Below are 16,790 nucleotides of genomic sequence, written 5' to 3'. Positions count from 1 at the left end.
CAGTTACCGTATAAAATTAAACTAGCGATTAACTGGCGACTCTTATGCGACTTTCAGCAAGCTGAACCCAGTTATCCCGGTAGGCAATTAATCCTCTTAATGACAATGCGCTGGCCTGAGAAAAGGTTTGCAAGGATTCAGGGACATCCTGATGCCAGCGAGTCAGGCTCCAGGCACCAATAACAGTGGTCGCAAGGTCACCAGACAGTAAAACTTTTTGAGAGGGTCTAAGCTGCGCTAATAAAGCACATAGCAATGGATTTTTGACCGCAGAACTACCAAGAACAATGTCATTATGCGCGCCGAGCAGAGTCAGCTCATAATCAATCATCAGCGCCAGATATAAAGTTGCCAGCGCTTTGCCATTATTGGCGTCGCCGATTATCTGACCTTTTAAGCCCATAAATGGACCGCCAGACTGACTAAAACTGGGCAGAGCATAAACCTGCTGATCAATTAGTTGTTGCAGATCGTGTACTTTGAAAGATTGTTCTAATGGACTGCCGACTTGCGCACAGATACGTTCAAATTCACGCCCACCCATAAACTTGGCGCAGGGCAATACCTGCGAATGAACACTGATATTCGCCAGCATGTCACGGTCAGGATCCAACCCGTGCTGCGGTAAACTGAGCGACATACATAACACCCAGGTTCCGGTTGATATTAAGGTTAGGTTGGTGTTTTGAAGACTATAGATGTAACGGGCAAATCCGGCATTTGAATCATGCACGCCACAAAAAACCTGACACTCCTGATCTAACTTAACAGCCTGACGAATCCCGGGCAGTAAATTACCCGCCACATCATAAGCAGCCTTAATAGGTGGTAAGGCATGTTCCAGAGAAAGTTTTTTCCATAAAGAAGAGGGTTTATTTTGCTGCGGCAACCACAAGTCAGTATGACAACCGAGTGATGTGATTTCCGCACATTTAACCCCGGTTAAGCGCCACACCCAGTACTGGGCGTAAGGCAAGACACAATCGACCCGGGAGAATGCTGCCGGATGGCTGTGTTTTTGCCAGTAAAGTTGGCGTCCTAAATTGAGCCCCATGGGTAAATCTGGCGAAAACGTCTGACTAAAATCATCGCGAATATTGCCATAGGCTTGATTAACATCTTGTGGAATGGTCTGCTCATAATCCATCACTGGCAAAACCAGCTGCCCGTTTTTATCCAGTAATGCCGCGCAGGCACCATGGGTGCTGACATTGATTTTTGTAAACGGCGCGACAGTCACTGCCGTGGTTAGAGCCTCAATGACCCACTGCCAGATAGCATCAACATCAAAATAGCGATACTGCGCCTCATAACTCTGGTTTGGCGTATTCTGCTGCCATAGAATCTGTGCCTGTTCATCCAGTAAATAGGCTTTAATATTGGTTTTACCAATATCCAGAATAAAACAATTAGCCACGACTGGACTCACTTTCAGCGGTTTGAACACCTGGCTTACTGGCAGAAACAGCCCACAAAATAGCCAGTATAAAATAACCAACCGTAGGCCAAATCAAATACTGTTTAAATTGCGACAGACTAATCATTGAAGCAGCGCAGCCAATAGCTAATAAAGCACAGATAAGCAGTGCAAACACAGACAACCATTTAACCGTAGTTAAGGTGCCACCGGTGGCTACTTTAGTGCTGTTTTTTTGCTGAGTGTGTTTTAACCAATATTGCAGCTCTGACTGGATACGTTCAGCTTCACTTTGCTCATGCTGCCCGGCTTGCTCATAAAACGCCGATGCTCCACTCATTTTTGCCAGTAATAAATAGCTTAAGGTTGCGGTAATCCAGCTGGGAATAATCAGGAAAAACTGATGCACACCAAGATTAAAACAGAGTAATGCCACCAGCAGAGCAATGCCCCAGGCACCAATCGCGGCATAGTTGGTGTACAACTTCCGATAAGACGACCAGTAACGCGTCATATTGCACTTTGGCAAGATCCAGTGCTCAGTGACGATCACGGCGCCAACCGGTGCCAGAATCAGTCCCATAATGCTGACAAAATCCATTAATTTTGAGAACACAAAAGGAAAACAAGCGATAACGGTTGTAACTACACCAGTTATAATGGTGACCTTAACCCGATCCCATTTAGGATTAATCGACTGAAATGCCAGACCAGCGCGATAAATAGTTGGGTTTGATGTTGTCCAGCCAGCAATAATCACCGCAATAATACCGGCCGCACCAAGCGCCTGATAAGCCACCTCTCCGGCATCTAATGCCGTCACCGACGTTTGTAATAATAAACCTGCACCGGCTCCCATAATGCCCGCACAGATCCAGGCGGCAAAGTGCCCGATAAACATGCCAAGCGCAGAAAAATACCCATAACTGGCTTTTCTGGCGAATCTCAACACTGTCATATCCGACAAGCCACCGTGCATAGCAAAGTTACATACCCATGCAAACGCAGCCACATGCCAGAAACTTAATTCACTGTTGACATCGCTCACCCAAATAAAGGTATCTGCGGCAACCTTAAAATCACTAAAATTGCTGATACTACTAATACCCGGCGTCATACTGGCCAATGATGGTAATAACGCTAATGCACCGGCAAAAAACATTAAAATCATCCAGGGTGCACAAACTTCTGCAAATTGCGCAACCCTTTTAAACCCTTTGGCAGCGACTAACACCACCACCGCACCAACTAATAAGGCAACCGCAACAAAACCTATATTAGAGGGATACCAATTCACCTGAGGTGGAATATCAAATAATATGCGCACCGCTGATGCAGAAACCGTAATCATGGTTCCGGCCAGCACACAAAATAAAATGCCATTAACAATAGAGTAGAGTTTGATGGTGCCAGGCCCGGCGATTTTTTCCAGATAGGCATACAGGGTTAAACGTGTATTTACCGCAATCGGCGCACAGACTAATCCCCAGGTCAACACCGCCAGCAGATTGCCTAATAAAAGCCCCAGTAAAATGTCACTGGTGCCCACGCCCCAGGTAACAAACATTGCCCCGATAACAAACTCGGTTCCGGCAACATGTTCTCCGGCATAACTGGCAGCAAAATAGCGCGCGGGTTGCAGCCGGTTAGCACTTACCGGCTCGCGCGCAAACTCTTGGTTTTGCATAGCAACCTGTCCCTTACAATATTATTGTTATTTCAATATGTTATTGTTCAGCGTCCACAATAATGGTCTGAACCCCATGCTCTGCGAATAACCGCAGATATTTATCATCCGCCCCGCTGTCAGTGATTAAAATGTCCACCTCTTCCAGAGGACACAGGATAAAATTCGAGCGTTTGCCAAGTTTGCTTGAGTCAGCCAAAACAATTAACTGGTCAACCTGACGCATTAATTTTTGTTCAGCACTAATCAACAAGGGATCAGATTCCATCACCCCGTAATCACCCACTCCGGGTGTACCCATAAACATCTTGGTACCGTGGTAATGCTTGATAGTGTCGTGTTCAAATGCGCTAAGAATTAATTTCTGTTTGCGGTACAGCTCACCACCCGGCAAGGTAATACGGTTGTCGCTGGTTTCGAGCAGCTCAAGTGCCAGCGGGAAAGAGTTGGTCAGTATGTTGAGCTCGCGTTTAGCCAGATACTCGGCCATCATATAAGTTGAACTGCCACCATTAATAATGATGGATTCACCTTCTTCACACAGCTCTACCGCTTTACGCGCTATCAGTTGTTTTTCCCTGATTTTACGTTCTTTATCGACCAGAAAAGCGCTGCCTTCCAGATGCTGCAAACGACGTTTTTTATTCGCTTCCGGCCATTCTGCACCACCATGTACCTTTTTTAATTTTCCCTCATCCGCTAATTCAGATAGGTCGCGACGGATAGTGGCCTCAGAAGCCGACAGCTCAGTCGTTAATTCCTGAACTGTAATTGATCGCCTCTCGTCCAGAAGATCCAGAATCAAATGATGACGTTGCGATTTAAGCATAAGTGTTAGTCCTTGTTATTTTTAAGTTAAAAAACACTAAATCATGCGATCAAAATGAGCAAAAGAATTAACAAATTTTGCAACATTAGAGCACAAATGTTCGATAATGACAATTTAATGATTGATAATGATTGTTTGATGATTATAATTGGTTGCACTTTGGAATTTGATAATCGGAATCATATCTTATGCAGGACCCGCAGAACCACTACCGCCACGTAAATTACCTCTGGTCTGATGAAGTCGCTGACAAACTCGATCCGGTTGATAATCTTGTTTATCGCTCGAATTTGCTCGGTTCTGACCAGAGAATTACCAATACAGGTGGTGGTAATACGTCAGCCAAGCTGGAAGAAACCGATCCTTTAACAGGTAAAAAAGTAAAAATATTATGGGTAAAAGGTTCAGGCGGAGATTTAAGAACAGCAACCAGAGCCAACTTTGCGTCCTTATATGAAGATAAACTGCAGGCGCTGGATGAGCTTTACCAGACAATGCCGGAGAAAGGCTATAAATCCGCCGGTGAAGATACTATGGTTAGCTTGTTTCCCCATTGTGTTTTCTGCCTTAATCAACGCGCCTCATCAATCGATACTCCACTACATTCGATGATCCAGAAAAAACATGTGGATCATTTGCATCCTAACGCTGTGATTGCGATTGCATCCTGTAAAGATCAGGAAAGGCTGACACATGAAGTGTGGCAAGGCCAGTTAGCCTATGTGCCCTGGATGCGTCCCGGATGGGAAGCGGCCAAATTGTGTTCCGACGTTTATGAAAAAAATCCGGATATTAAAGGGATCTTACTGGGCCAGCATGGCCATACCAACTGGGAAGATAACAGCAAAGACTGTTATGAAACCTCGCTTTGGGTAATAGAAACCGCAGCACGTTATATTGAACAACGGGATAAAGGTGAACACACCTTTGGTGGTGCACGTTATCAAAGTCTGAGCGAATCTGAGCGCAATGACATATTAGCGGAGTTTCTGCCGGTAGCGCGTGGACTCATTTCCACAGCAAATAAATTTATTGCCACAGTTCAGAGCGATGACGCCACATTACGCTTTGTTAACAGTCATGATGCGCAGCGATTAGCCGCATTAGGCACCTCTTGTCCGGATCATTTTTTACGCACCAAAATTAAACCTTTGTTAGTTCACTGGGATCCGCAACAACAATCAGTACAGCAACTGATAGACAGTTTTAAAACCGGCCTTGAGCAGTACCGGCTGGATTACAGCGCATACTATGAGCAGTGCAAACATCCTGACTCACCACCCATGCGCGACCCCAGTCCAACTGTGGTACTGATTCCTGGCATCGGCATGATTGGCTGGGGCAAAAATAAAAGTGAATCGCGGGTAACCACTGAATTCTATAACTGTGCAATTGAAGTAATGCGTGGTGCCGAAGCCATCAGTGAATATACCGCCCTGCCGCAACAGGAAGCGTTTGATATTGAATACTGGGCACTGGAAGAAGCCAAGTTACAGCGTATGCCACCGGAGAAACCTCTGGCACGTGACGTTGTCGTAGTAATCGGCGCAGGAGACGGCATTGGTAAAGCAACCGCACACAGAGTGGCAAAAGAAGGTGCGCATGTCATTTGTGCCGACTTACGCATTGAAGCGGCAGAACAAACAGCAAATGAATTAATTAATATTTACGGACAAGGCATAGGTGTTGCCGGTAGTGGTATTTCCGGCTGTGGACCCGCCGTGGCCCTGAGTGCAGATATTACTGACAGAAACAATGTTAAGAATCTGTTTGAACAGGTTGTTTTAGCATACGGTGGTATTGATAAAGTGATTGTCACCGCGGGTGTATTTTTAGCCCCCGGCCAACAGGGTATGTCGGCAGATGAAATGTTTGATGCCAGTTTTGCGGTTAATGTTAAAGGCGGGTATATCGTCGCCACTGAAGCAGCCAAAATCTGGAAACAACAAAATCTGCCCGGAGCATTAGTACTGACAACCAGCGTCAATGGTGTTGTGGCTAAAAAAGGCTCGCTGGCCTATGACACCAGTAAAGCAGCAGCCAACCATCTGATGCGTGAACTGGCAATCGAACTGGCGCCTCTGGTCAATGTCAATGGTTTAGCTCCTGCCACTGTGGTTAAGGGCAGCACTATGTTCCCCAGAGACAGGGTGATTGCCTCACTGAGCAAATATTCCATTTCTTTTGCAGAAGACGAAAGTGATGATGACTTACGTACCAAACTGGCAGAGTTTTATGCTACACGCACTTTAACTCAGCAACCGATAACGCCGGAAGATCAGGCCGAGGCCGCTTATTTACTGATTTCAGGTCAGTTAAGCAAAACCACGGGGCAAATAATCAGTGTGGACGGTGGTCTGCATGAAGCTTTCCTTCGATAAGTATGACAGGATAACCAAGTGACGAATTTGTTAGACATTAATTTTATTGATGACGCCAATCAGGCGCTGAAACCGCAGTTAAATCGTGAGTACCAATATTTAGGCGAAAAACTTGCCACGCAAAATGTTGATATAGAAGATTTAGTTTCTGCAGCACAACAATTTGAAATCGCCGTTCCAACCTGGGGTGTCGGCACAGGCGGTACCCGGTTTGCGCGTTTCCCCGGTGTAGCCGAGCCACGTAATATTTTTGAAAAGTTAGACGACTGTGGCGTTATTCAACGTCTGGTTAAATGCACACCGAAAGTATCACCGCATTTCCCGTGGGATGTTGTTGATGATATGACAGCAGTCAAACAACAGGCAGACTCACTTGGCCTTGGTTTTGATGCAGTCAATTCCAATACCTTTCAGGATCAGCAAGGACAGATTCACAGTTACAAATACGGCAGCCTAACTCACACCCAGCAAGCGACGCGCGAACAAGCAATACAACATAATCTCGATTGCATTGCTTACGGCCGGGTACTGGGCAGTAAAGCACTTACAGTGTGGGTTGGCGATGGTAGTAACCACCCGGGCCAGCAGCATTTCAGCCGCGCACTCGAGCGTTACCTGGACTCAGCCAGAGTGATATACAACTCATTACCCGATGACTGGACAATGTTTATCGAACACAAAATGTTCGAACCGGCGTTCTATTCAACCGTGATCCAGGATTGGGGCACCAATATTTTATGCGCCTTGGAATTGGGCGAAAAAGCCAAATCTCTGGTGGATTTGGGTCACCATGCACCGAACGTGAACATTGAAATGATCGTATCGCGCTTAATACAGTTTAAAAAACTGGCGGGATTCCATTTTAATGACAGCAAATACGGTGATGATGATCTGGATAGTGGCTCAATAAACCCTTATCAACAGTTCCTAATATTTAATGAACTGGTTGATGCCGAATACCGAAAAGCAGACAGCTTTAATCCAGCCTATATGCTTGATCAGTCGCATAATGTCACCGACCCGATTGAGAGTCTGGTCAATTCAGCAGAATCGGTTCAGCGCTCGTTTGTTCAGGCTAAACTGGTTAATCGTAAGGCCCTTTATGCCTATCAGGATGACAATGACGCACTAATGGCAAGCAATACCCTAAAAGCAGCATTCCATACGGATGTATCACCTATTTTAGCGATGGCACGTTTACGCTCGGGTGGCGCAATTAATCCAATTGAAACCTATCGCAAAGCCAATTACAGGCAAAACCTTAAAGAACAACGTCCGGCATCACAAAGTTCTGGCTCAGGTATTGTTTAGATTGTATCGATAACCCAAAAGCCCCGGTAAACGGGGCTTTTTTTATATATTTACAAGATGAGAGCTAAACTATTGCACCAAATAATCTGGCAATGAAGGTACATCCGGACAACGTAACTGGTTCATGGTTTGCTCAAATTGTTTTCTCAGCATATTAATAGTATGCACCCCGCCTTTATCACCAAGAGCCCCCACACCATAAACAAATGTTCGCCCCAGAAAACTAAAATCGGCACCCGCGGCCATGGCACAGGCAACCTCTGAACCACTTCGGATACCGCTATCCACCATAATTTTAAGTTGCTGACCAAAACGTTGTTTAATAGCTGCCAGGTTTTCAAAGGGAGACTCACCGGCATCCAGCTGGCGAGCGCCATGATTAGACAAAATAACAGCATCGGCGCCCAGTTTTACCGCTAACTCCACATCATCCTGACTGACTAAACCTTTAATAATCAACGGACCTTGCCACTGATCACGGATTGGCTGCAAACCTTCGATATCGACCCGCCCCATCACAGTGTTATTCATAAAAGCGGCAAGCTGATCCACCGGCATGCCCTTGGGCATATATGGCAATAATGTCTGCATTTTCGGCTTACCCGACAACGCGGTGTGATAGAGCCAGTTCGGCCTGCTCACCATTTGCAATATATTGGACAAGGTCATTTTGGGGGGCATCGACAAACCATTTTTAATGTCTTTGACCCGATAACCAAAGGTAGGCACATCCACTGTTACCATCAACACAGGAATGCGTGCAGCATGAATACGTTTAAGCAAATCCTGACGTATTTCACTCCTGGTTGGATTGTACAATTGAAACCAGGCTCTGCCCTCTGACACTTCGCTAATGCGCTCCAGCGAGGTTGAAGACACTGTACTTAACACATAGGGAATATTTAAATTTGCAGCAGCTTTAGCCAGAATTTCCGGCGCGTTAGGCCACATCAGTCCTTGCAGGCCAACCGGTGCAATACCAAATGGCAGGTCATAGGTGTGACCAAAAAGCTCGCAACTCAAATCGCTTTTATCAAAGACTTTTAATAACTGGCTACGTAATTTAACCGCCTGCAATACGTCACGGTTATGGCTCAACCCTCTTTCGTCAATACAGCCCCCTTCCAGATAATCAAAGGCGAACCCCGGCATGCGTTTTTTTGCGGCCAGTCTTAATGATGCAGAATCAGGAAATGAGGGGTTAAAATAATCATTGGAAACAGCTGTCATATTAAAATACTCAACGAGGCTGAGACAGATATTTCATATTACTGTTAGCAGCCGGTGTAAACCCAATTTTTGTATGTTTATCAGACCATTAGCTGTCATTTTTAGCAAGCGACAACCGCTCAATCACGGGTGTAAATGAGCGGTTATAAACAACAATTATTTAATCGCGTTTACCGCAGACAAATGTTGTTCCGGTGGAAATTCATAACGATCCAGTGTGCTTTCCAGCGCAGCCACACCGGCCGGTAAATCCAGTTTACAGCCCATGGATATAAAACTGGCGCCCAATGCATGTAAGGTACGGAACAGATTATGCGCACGGCATTGTTCACCCATCTGGCCAATACGCACTATGTTCGGGCCAAATGAACCGGATATTTCCACGCGGTAGCGACTCGACATGTATTTAAGTACCGCTTTGGCATCAATGCCATCCGGCACTTCGATTCCCACTACAGAATTCAATCGGTTATGTGGTTTAACAAATAACTGCAATCCTAATGCTTCAATGCCAGCTTGTAGTGCCTGAGAACAACGCAGGTGACGATCAAAACGAACAGGAAGCGTTTCATTAATGATTAAACGCATCGCTTCATGAATGGCCAGAATGCCAGATACCGGCGCAGTGTAATGATAAGACTTTTTATACCAGAACTGCTCCGCCAGTTTGGCATCCAGACACCAATGCCGCAGCTGATCTGTGCGCGATTGAATAAGTTGCCAGGCTTGCTCAGAAAAGCCCACCAGTGAAATACCCGGAATACAGGACAAGCCTTTTTGACCGCCAGTAATCACCGCATCGATACCCCACTCATCCATATCCAGCGGCATGGTGCTTAGCGTACAAACGGCATCCACAATCACTAAACAATCGTACTGTTTGGCCAGTTTAGTAATAGCCGCAAGATTATGATTACACACAGTATTGGAGGTCTCGCCCTGCACTATGGTCATGACCTGTGGGCGATGTTGTATCAGATATTGTTCAACCACATCCAGATCTGCGGTAAAACCCTGAGCCACTTCCAGCTTCACGACATCAGCTTCTAAACGCAGCGCCATTTCCGCTAAGCGATGACTGAAAAAACCATTACAGATGCTTAGCACTTTGGAGCCAGGTACCACTAAGTTAGCAACCGCCATTTCCATTGCGGCAGAACCTGGTCCGGCGACACCTAAAATGTAGCCATTTTGGGTCTGGAATACGTAGCGCGACATGATTTTAACCTGCTCAATAATCTGCGCCATGGTGTCGCCAAGGTGATTAATCACAATACCGTTGGCCGCCGCCACCCGTGCCGGCACAGGAACCGGTCCGGCTCCCATCATTAACAGGGGTTCATCGGGTAAAATACTGTCGAGCGGAACAATTTGCTTTGGTACTGAGACTTGCACTGTGGATCCTTTTTACAACACTGATTGTTATTCATTGCTCAATTGAGCAATACCTCTCAGCAATTTATAGCTGGCGTATAGTTGTTGCAATAAGGGGAAGCAGAATTATTGAAGTTTTTTTACAACGAAAAGACTTAACTTATAGCCTGACCTAAAGGAAAGAGAAGAAAAAACCGGCCCACCTTTAAATAAAATAGTTATATAACAGTACCAAATGCAATAAGTAGCACATAAAACCCAATAAACTTTAATTAAGTCAGGATTAAAGAGAGAACATGGTCTAATGACTGTTTTTTTATAACAATGCCACCAACGTTTATCTACCAAAGCCCCGGTAGCCCACCATCAAACCTAACCGCACAAAAGTAACAATAAAAATAACGCTCAGGAAGCAATAAATTTGTCACGTGCAAAATTACGATGTATGTTATTTGAACAATGACAACGCTGTCACTTATCACCTCAAAAAAATGACAACGCTGTCAGACATGCAGTGCAAATATCAGCAGTAACTAAAAAAATAACAGCTTAGGTTATGCAGGTAACCACACATATAAAAATAAGATGAGGGATTAACATGTCTGATAAATTTAAGAAAAAGCATCTTGTTCTGGCAATATCATGCGCACTCTCAGCGCCGGTTATAGCTCAGGAAACCACTACAGAACAACCGAAAAGTGATGACCCAACTGAGGTCATTGAAATACGTGGAATTCGGCAAAGTATTCAAACCGCTCAGGATCTAAAACGATTTGCCGACACGGTAAAAGATGCCATTACCGCATCAGACATAGGTGCACTGCCCGATAGCTCAGTTACGGAGGCACTGCAACGTGTGCCAGGCGTTACCATTGAGCGTTTTGCTGCTTCAGACGATCCTAAACACTATGCTGATGAGGGTACCAGCGTACTAGTACGTGGTTTGGACAGAGTTCGCAGTGAAATTAATGGTCGCGATAGTTTTAGTGCGAATCCCTGGGGAGGTTTAAGTTATGAAGACTTTCCCGCAGAATTACTTGGCGCCGTTGAAGTGGTAAAAAACCAAACTGCCGACCTGATTTCCGGCGGCATTGCCGGTACGGTTAATTTGGTAACACGTAAACCTTTTGATTCTGATGAACGTTTAATCGCAGTCAGTGCCCAGGCTAATTATGGCGATTACCGTAAAGAAACCACCCCATCATTCAGCGCGCTTTTTTCAGATAACTGGGACACTGATTCGGGCAAATTTGGTTTATTGATTGCCGCCTCTCAATCTGAATATCAAACCCGGGGTGATGGTTTTGGTTTAGGTAATTTTCACAGCCGTGGGCCACTGGATACTTTTTCATACGACGAATGGGGTACACCCAGCCCTGGTATTAATGCTGGTCAGTATTCTGAGCCATGTATACCTGATGCGTCAGATTGGCGGAACTGTGACAATCTGGGGTTCCCGGATGCGGTTCAATATACCGATGCTGATGCCGCTAATTATGTTCCAGCGTTTGACGGTCAGGAACTGGAAGGACAACCTGAAGGTGCCACCTGGTATGCACCGGCCAGCTACACAATGACCACGGCTGAAAATGATCGCAAGCGCCGCGGCTTTACTGCCGCATTGCAATGGCAAAGCCCTGACGAAAAAATTACAGCAACACTGGAACATATTAGTTCTACCGCGTCTTTAGTATGGCGGGAACACGTTGTTACTCAGGCCGATCAGGCGTTTAAACCTTATGCTCCCAATGCAATTCAATGGTTTGATGAAAGCGACAGTGGCCACCCTTTAACTGTTGATGAGAATGGTTACGTGACCTCCGGTGTCGGTCATGCAAGCGAGCCGAATGTCCCGCTTCAATTCCGCTCTCGTTATAACTTTAATGAGAATAAAGTTAAGGATACGTCGCTGAACGTGGTCTTTACACCAACAGACCTGCTAACTGTTGCTATCGATTATCAGCATATTGATTCCGAACAAGTGGTTCATAATAACGGCATGACCTCCATCATGAATGGAAATCAAACCGCTGAAAATGCACCATTTTTCCTCGATTTAAGAGGTTCGGATCCACAGTTGGAATTTTTGAATGCTAATACTTCGATGCCACCTGATGTAGAAGAAAACACCAATCCGTTTTTACGATTAGGCAGTGGCATGCAACAAGAGGAGTTTAATGAAGCTAAGGCTAATACCTTCCAGCTGGATGTGGAATACAAACTGGCAGGGGCGTTTAGCGCCATAAAAGCCGGCTTGTATCATTCCAAAAAAGAGCTAATTGTACGTAATACTGAGTACGAAGGCTGGCAAGCTTTGGGCACCCCCTGGATAGCACAGGACTCATATAATGCCTCACCACAGGTTGTTCCTGAATTATTTGAGCGTGTCAGCTTTGCTGACCACAATGATGGCAATACCCTGCTTGGGCCTAATAACAGCTTTTTATTCCCCCGTATGGATTTGGTGCAAAACTACGAACAAAGTTTGCGTGATGGCTGTGGCACCTGGAATGCAGTAGGTAATGCGATGGATGGTAGCGGAGCTTGTGCATTACCATACGCTGACTTAGCAGATCGCGCATTTAGTCATTTTGCCCCAAGACATATTAGTGCCAGTACCACCGAACGTACCGAGTTTTATGTACGTGCTGACTTTGATGTGGAAATGTCTGATGTGTTGGTCAAAGGTAATTTTGGCCTGCGCTATGTTAACTATCAGTTGCAATCGACCGGTGGTGTTAATTTTCCATCAACAGCCCGTCGCGGTACTGACGAAAATGGTTCGCTATATCAGGTCATGTTAAATCAATACCCCAGTATTTTTGCTTTAGCATCAGGTGAGGCCATCTCCAGTACAGTAGACGGTACCGATTATACCACCGTGTTACCCAGCCTAAATCTGAGCTTTGGAGTAACAGATGATGTGGTGATCCGATTCGGTGCATCTAAAGGCCTGTATTACCCAAGTTTGGTCGATTCAGCTAACAAAATGGTACTTAGCCTGGACTATCAACAGGTTTTACAGAATCCTGATGAAGCCAGAGATGACACCACTAACCCTGTTATTGATCTGAAAAACATTGAAATCAGTGCCAATGCCCGTAACCCATTCCTTGAACCTGAAGATGCAATTAATCTTGATTTAACCACTGAATGGTATTTTGCCGAGGCAGGGTCACTCACCGCAGGCCTGTTCCATAAAAAACTGTCAAACATCATTCGCAACAGACAATTTTCCACCGAAGTGGAAGTCGATGGAACCCGTTTCCCGGTTTCGGCCTATGGCCCGGATAACACCGGTTCCGGCACCATTCGTGGGTTCGAGATATCCTACAGTCAGTTTTACGATATGTTACCCGGCTGGATGAGCGGTTTGGGCTTGCAACTTAACTATACCTATATTGACCAGAGTGGTTTGGAAGATCCGAATACTAACCCAACTCAGGCCATCCAATATGATGGCGCGGGTGTGCCGATTAGTGATAATCGCAATTCGTTCCGTCAGTTTACGGGTCTGCCATTACAGGGCTATTCAGACCAAAACTACAACATCGTTGGTATGTACGAAAAGGATGATATTTCTTTCCGTTTAGCCTATACATGGCGCTCAGAATATCTGTTGACCTTACGTGAATCTGAAGAGTTTGTTCCGGCATATTCCAAGGCACAAGGCATGATGGATGCCAGCTTCTTTTATGCCGTTAATGAACAAGTCAAAGTAGGATTGCAGATAAATAACGTGCTTGATGAGAAGACTCAAACTCAATATCAGCAAAATCAGCAAGGTACCTTAACCGATGGGTTTACCTTTACCACTGATCGCCGGTTTGCGTTAACAGTGCGGGCAACCTTCTGATAAATGGTTTTAACTTAAAAAGAAAACAAACTGCCTGGTAGCAATACTGCGCAGTTTGTTTACTTTTAGGTTCAAACAATAAATAGTAGTAAACCTCACAGGAGTGACGCATCGGGTTTAAACGGCAGCAGTATGCAAAACAAAATAACAACAATCTGTATTGTCGGCGGTGGTACCGCAGGATGGATGGCTGCCTCTTTGCTTTCCAGTACTTTAGGTGGCAGCAATATCAAAATTACCTTAGTGGAATCAGCTGATATCGCCAGCACAGGCGTAGGAGAATCCACTGTACCTTCCATAATGGATTTTCTGCGCGCCAGTCAGATTAACCTCAGAGATTTTATTCAAGCCACTTGTGCCACTTTCAAACTGGGTATTCGATTTGATGACTGGTTGCAACAGGGTAAAAACTATTTTCATCCCTTTGGCAAAGTAGGCAAAGATGTCAACGGATTTGATTTTTATCAGGTTTGGTTAAAAGCGATGAGTGATGGTCACGCAAGCACCTGGCTCGATTTTTCTCCCAATGCGGTTATGGCGCAGCATCAGCGTTTTATGTTGCGTCCACAACTTAACAATAGCAATCCGGCCAACTGGGTATTGGGCAACTCTGCGCACGCACTGCATCTGGATGCAGTATTAGTTGCACGTTATTTGCGCGAACTATGTTTACAACGCGGCGTACAACGCATTGAAGCCACAGTTAAAAAGGCAGAGTTAGATAACAAGGGTTTTATTCAACATCTGCAATTGCAAACTGGCGAACTAATTAACAGCGATTTTTTTATTGATTGCAGCGGTTTTAACGGGCTGTTAATTGAGCAAACACTTAAAACAGGTTATGAGGACTGGTCACAGTATTTACCCTGTGACCGTGCAGTGGTGGTGCAAAGTGACAATAAACAAGAACCTGCACCCTATACCATAGCAACCGCGCTCGATGCCGGTTGGCGCTGGCAAATTCCACTGCAACAACGCACAGGCAATGGTTATGTCTATTCCAGCCGTTATTGCCCGGATGATGAGGCGATTAGCACCTTATTGAATCAGGTTGACGGTAACGTCCTGAATCAGCCCAGAGTCATCCCCTTTGTTACGGGTAAGCGCCATAAAATTTGGCATAAAAACTGTCTGGCACTGGGGCTGGCTGGTGGCTTTTTAGAGCCGCTCGAATCCACTGCCATTCACCTGATTTACAAAACGCTGGTGCATTTTATTCAGCATTTTCCTGATGCCGATTTTGATAGCGATAACCAACAGTTGTTTAATCAAAAAATCGATGCTGATTATGTGGAAATTCGGGATTTTATTATCCTGCACTATTGCACTGCCGGGCGCAGTGATACACCTTTCTGGCGTGATTGCCAGCAAATGCCGGTACCCGATTCACTTAAACAACAGCTGCAATTGTTTAAACAGCGCGGCCAGTTGCAAGTGCGTGATGGCCAGTTTTTTAGCACGGACAGCTGGCATTCTATTTTGGAAGGCATGCAAATTCGCCCCAAAAAATATCATCCGTTAGTGGATGGCTTTGATTTCCAAAGCCTGAGCAAAACACTAACCACCAATGTGAATACAATTCACGATACGGTAATACAGATGCCCAAACACGCTGAGTATATTCGCCAGCATTGTCCGGCCATTCATCATCATACACATCAAACCAGGGCCATGGCGAAATGACGCAGTACAAGGCCATCGCAGAATATACCACCTTAACCCCGGAGCAGTTTTTTAGTGAAATCGCCCCCGCACAACAGCCAGTTGTGATCCGTGGTTTTACCAGAGACTGGCCACTGGTAGCAGCAGCGCAAAAAACACCGGCAGAATTGATTGCTTATCTTAATCAGTTTTATCAGGGCAAAAAGGCCAGAATGGTGGTAGCGCCACCGGCGGCCAATAAACGTTTTTATTACAACGAGGATATGACAGGGGTAAATTATTTAAGTGGTGAGGAACGTTTAGACTTGTTTTTTGGCCGTTTGCTGGAGCTGATTGAGCGCGATGTGTATCCAGCTATTTCTATGCAAAATGCCAAAACCAGCGAGGTTTTACCCGGCCTGATTGACGCGAATCCCTGCTCGTTTTTCCCTGAGCTTGAACCACGTTTGTGGATGGGCAATGAGGGCATTGTTAGTGCTCACTATGACGGCTCTGACAATCTGGCGTGTGTCGTGGCAGGCAAACGGCAATTTATCTTGTTCCCCCCGCAGCAAACTTGCCATTTATATCCGGGGCCACTTAATTTTACCCCCGCAGGGGCACCGACCAGTTTGGTGGATATCAATCAGCCGGACTTTGAGCGTTTTCCACTTTATAAAAAAGCCCAGGCAGCGGCTTATAGCGCCGAGCTTGAAGCAGGCGACGCAATATTTATCCCGATGCTGTGGTGGCATCATGTGGAATCACTTAGCAAAGTCAATGCGCTAATGAATTACTGGTGGAATGGCTCATCTGCACCTAATGCCATGCCGCCCAGCGCCATCGATAGTCTGAATCTGGCGTTACTGGCGATGCGTAACCTTAGTCAACATCAACGTGATGCCTGGCGCTGCCTGTTTGATCATTATCTATTCCGCCAGAATATCGACCCGGCCAGTTATATCCCTGAACATCAATTGCACTTACTGGGTGAGGTATCAGACGAATATGCCAACAGCATCAAAGACTACTTCATCAACAAACTACAAAAATAAAGGCACGAC

Annotated in this window: 10 protein-coding genes; 5 read left to right on the top strand and 5 right to left on the bottom strand. The window is 45.6% G+C overall.

The window, feature by feature from the left end; translation table 11 throughout:
- Positions 1–28 precede the first annotated feature (28 nt).
- Genes H8B19_RS06270 through H8B19_RS06260 form a run of 3 tightly spaced genes read right to left on the bottom strand, consistent with a single transcriptional unit; the run spans position 29 to position 3,933 of the window.
- Positions 29–1,417: an FGGY family carbohydrate kinase gene (locus H8B19_RS06270; RefSeq protein WP_186505951.1), complete on the bottom strand. Its 1,389-nt coding sequence runs from the start codon at positions 1,415–1,417 to the stop codon at positions 29–31.
- The gene (locus H8B19_RS06265; RefSeq protein WP_186505950.1) at positions 1,410–3,104 is read right to left on the bottom strand and encodes a purine-cytosine permease family protein; all 1,695 of its coding nucleotides are present in this window, start codon (positions 3,102–3,104) and stop codon (positions 1,410–1,412) included. The genes H8B19_RS06270 and H8B19_RS06265 overlap by 8 nt, the downstream gene beginning before the upstream one ends.
- Positions 3,105–3,144: 40 nt before the next feature.
- A complete protein-coding gene (locus H8B19_RS06260; RefSeq protein ID WP_186505949.1) occupies positions 3,145–3,933 on the bottom strand; it encodes a DeoR/GlpR family DNA-binding transcription regulator in 789 nt (262 codons plus the stop codon).
- Positions 3,934–4,121: 188 nt separating this feature from the next.
- Here H8B19_RS06260 and H8B19_RS06255 point away from each other — a divergent pair, with 188 nt between their 5' ends.
- Both H8B19_RS06255 and rhaI read left to right on the top strand, forming a co-directional pair.
- On the top strand, positions 4,122–6,314 hold the full coding sequence (locus H8B19_RS06255; RefSeq protein WP_186505948.1) for a bifunctional rhamnulose-1-phosphate aldolase/short-chain dehydrogenase: 2,193 nt from the start codon (positions 4,122–4,124) through the stop codon (positions 6,312–6,314).
- Between the two features lie 18 nt (positions 6,315–6,332).
- Entirely contained in the window at positions 6,333–7,625 is a 1,293-nt protein-coding gene (gene rhaI, locus H8B19_RS06250) for an L-rhamnose catabolism isomerase (RefSeq protein ID WP_186505947.1), read from the top strand.
- Positions 7,626–7,694: 69 nt separating this feature from the next.
- On the opposite strand, the gene H8B19_RS06245 is transcribed toward rhaI, so the two are convergent.
- Positions 7,695–8,855 (bottom strand): alpha-hydroxy acid oxidase, encoded by a 1,161-nt coding sequence (locus H8B19_RS06245; protein WP_186505946.1) that lies wholly within the window; start codon positions 8,853–8,855, stop codon positions 7,695–7,697.
- Positions 8,856–9,011: 156 nt separating this feature from the next.
- Complete coding sequence (locus H8B19_RS06240) at positions 9,012–10,250, bottom strand: aminotransferase class V-fold PLP-dependent enzyme (protein ID WP_186505945.1); 1,239 nt, start codon at positions 10,248–10,250, stop codon at positions 9,012–9,014.
- Positions 10,251–10,827: 577 nt separating this feature from the next.
- Here H8B19_RS06240 and H8B19_RS06235 point away from each other — a divergent pair.
- The 3 genes from H8B19_RS06235 (at position 10,828) to H8B19_RS06225 (ending at position 16,781) form a co-directional block, all read left to right on the top strand.
- Complete coding sequence (locus H8B19_RS06235; RefSeq protein ID WP_186505944.1) at positions 10,828–14,085, top strand: TonB-dependent receptor; 3,258 nt, start codon at positions 10,828–10,830, stop codon at positions 14,083–14,085.
- A 132-nt stretch (positions 14,086–14,217) separates the two neighbouring features.
- Positions 14,218–15,768 (top strand): tryptophan halogenase family protein, encoded by a 1,551-nt coding sequence (locus tag H8B19_RS06230; RefSeq protein WP_186505943.1) that lies wholly within the window; start codon positions 14,218–14,220, stop codon positions 15,766–15,768.
- Positions 15,765–16,781, top strand: a complete 1,017-nt coding sequence (locus tag H8B19_RS06225; RefSeq protein ID WP_186505942.1) for a cupin-like domain-containing protein — start codon at positions 15,765–15,767, stop codon at positions 16,779–16,781. The genes H8B19_RS06230 and H8B19_RS06225 overlap by 4 nt, the downstream gene beginning before the upstream one ends.
- Positions 16,782–16,790 lie beyond the last annotated feature (9 nt).

The sequence above is a fragment of the Neptunicella marina genome (genome assembly GCF_014270035.1).
Taxonomy (GTDB): domain Bacteria; phylum Pseudomonadota; class Gammaproteobacteria; order Enterobacterales; family Alteromonadaceae; genus Neptunicella; species Neptunicella marina.
The sequence above is the reverse complement of the archived record's forward strand: the minus strand, read 5'-3'. Positions and strand labels throughout refer to the sequence as shown.

What these genes read in the sequence shown, in the direction of transcription:
- H8B19_RS06265 (WP_186505950.1), bottom strand. Translation starts at nt 3,104, where the DNA reads ATGCAAAACCAAGAGTTTGCGCGCGAGCCGGTAAGTGCTAACCGGCTG.
- H8B19_RS06260 (WP_186505949.1), bottom strand. Translation starts at nt 3,933, where the DNA reads ATGCTTAAATCGCAACGTCATCATTTGATTCTGGATCTTCTGGACGAG.
- H8B19_RS06255 (WP_186505948.1), top strand. Translation starts at nt 4,122, where the DNA reads ATGCAGGACCCGCAGAACCACTACCGCCACGTAAATTACCTCTGGTCT.
- H8B19_RS06245 (WP_186505946.1), bottom strand. Translation starts at nt 8,855, where the DNA reads ATGACAGCTGTTTCCAATGATTATTTTAACCCCTCATTTCCTGATTCT.
- H8B19_RS06235 (WP_186505944.1), top strand. Translation starts at nt 10,828, where the DNA reads ATGTCTGATAAATTTAAGAAAAAGCATCTTGTTCTGGCAATATCATGC.
- H8B19_RS06230 (WP_186505943.1), top strand. Translation starts at nt 14,218, where the DNA reads ATGCAAAACAAAATAACAACAATCTGTATTGTCGGCGGTGGTACCGCA.
- H8B19_RS06225 (WP_186505942.1), top strand. Translation starts at nt 15,765, where the DNA reads ATGACGCAGTACAAGGCCATCGCAGAATATACCACCTTAACCCCGGAG.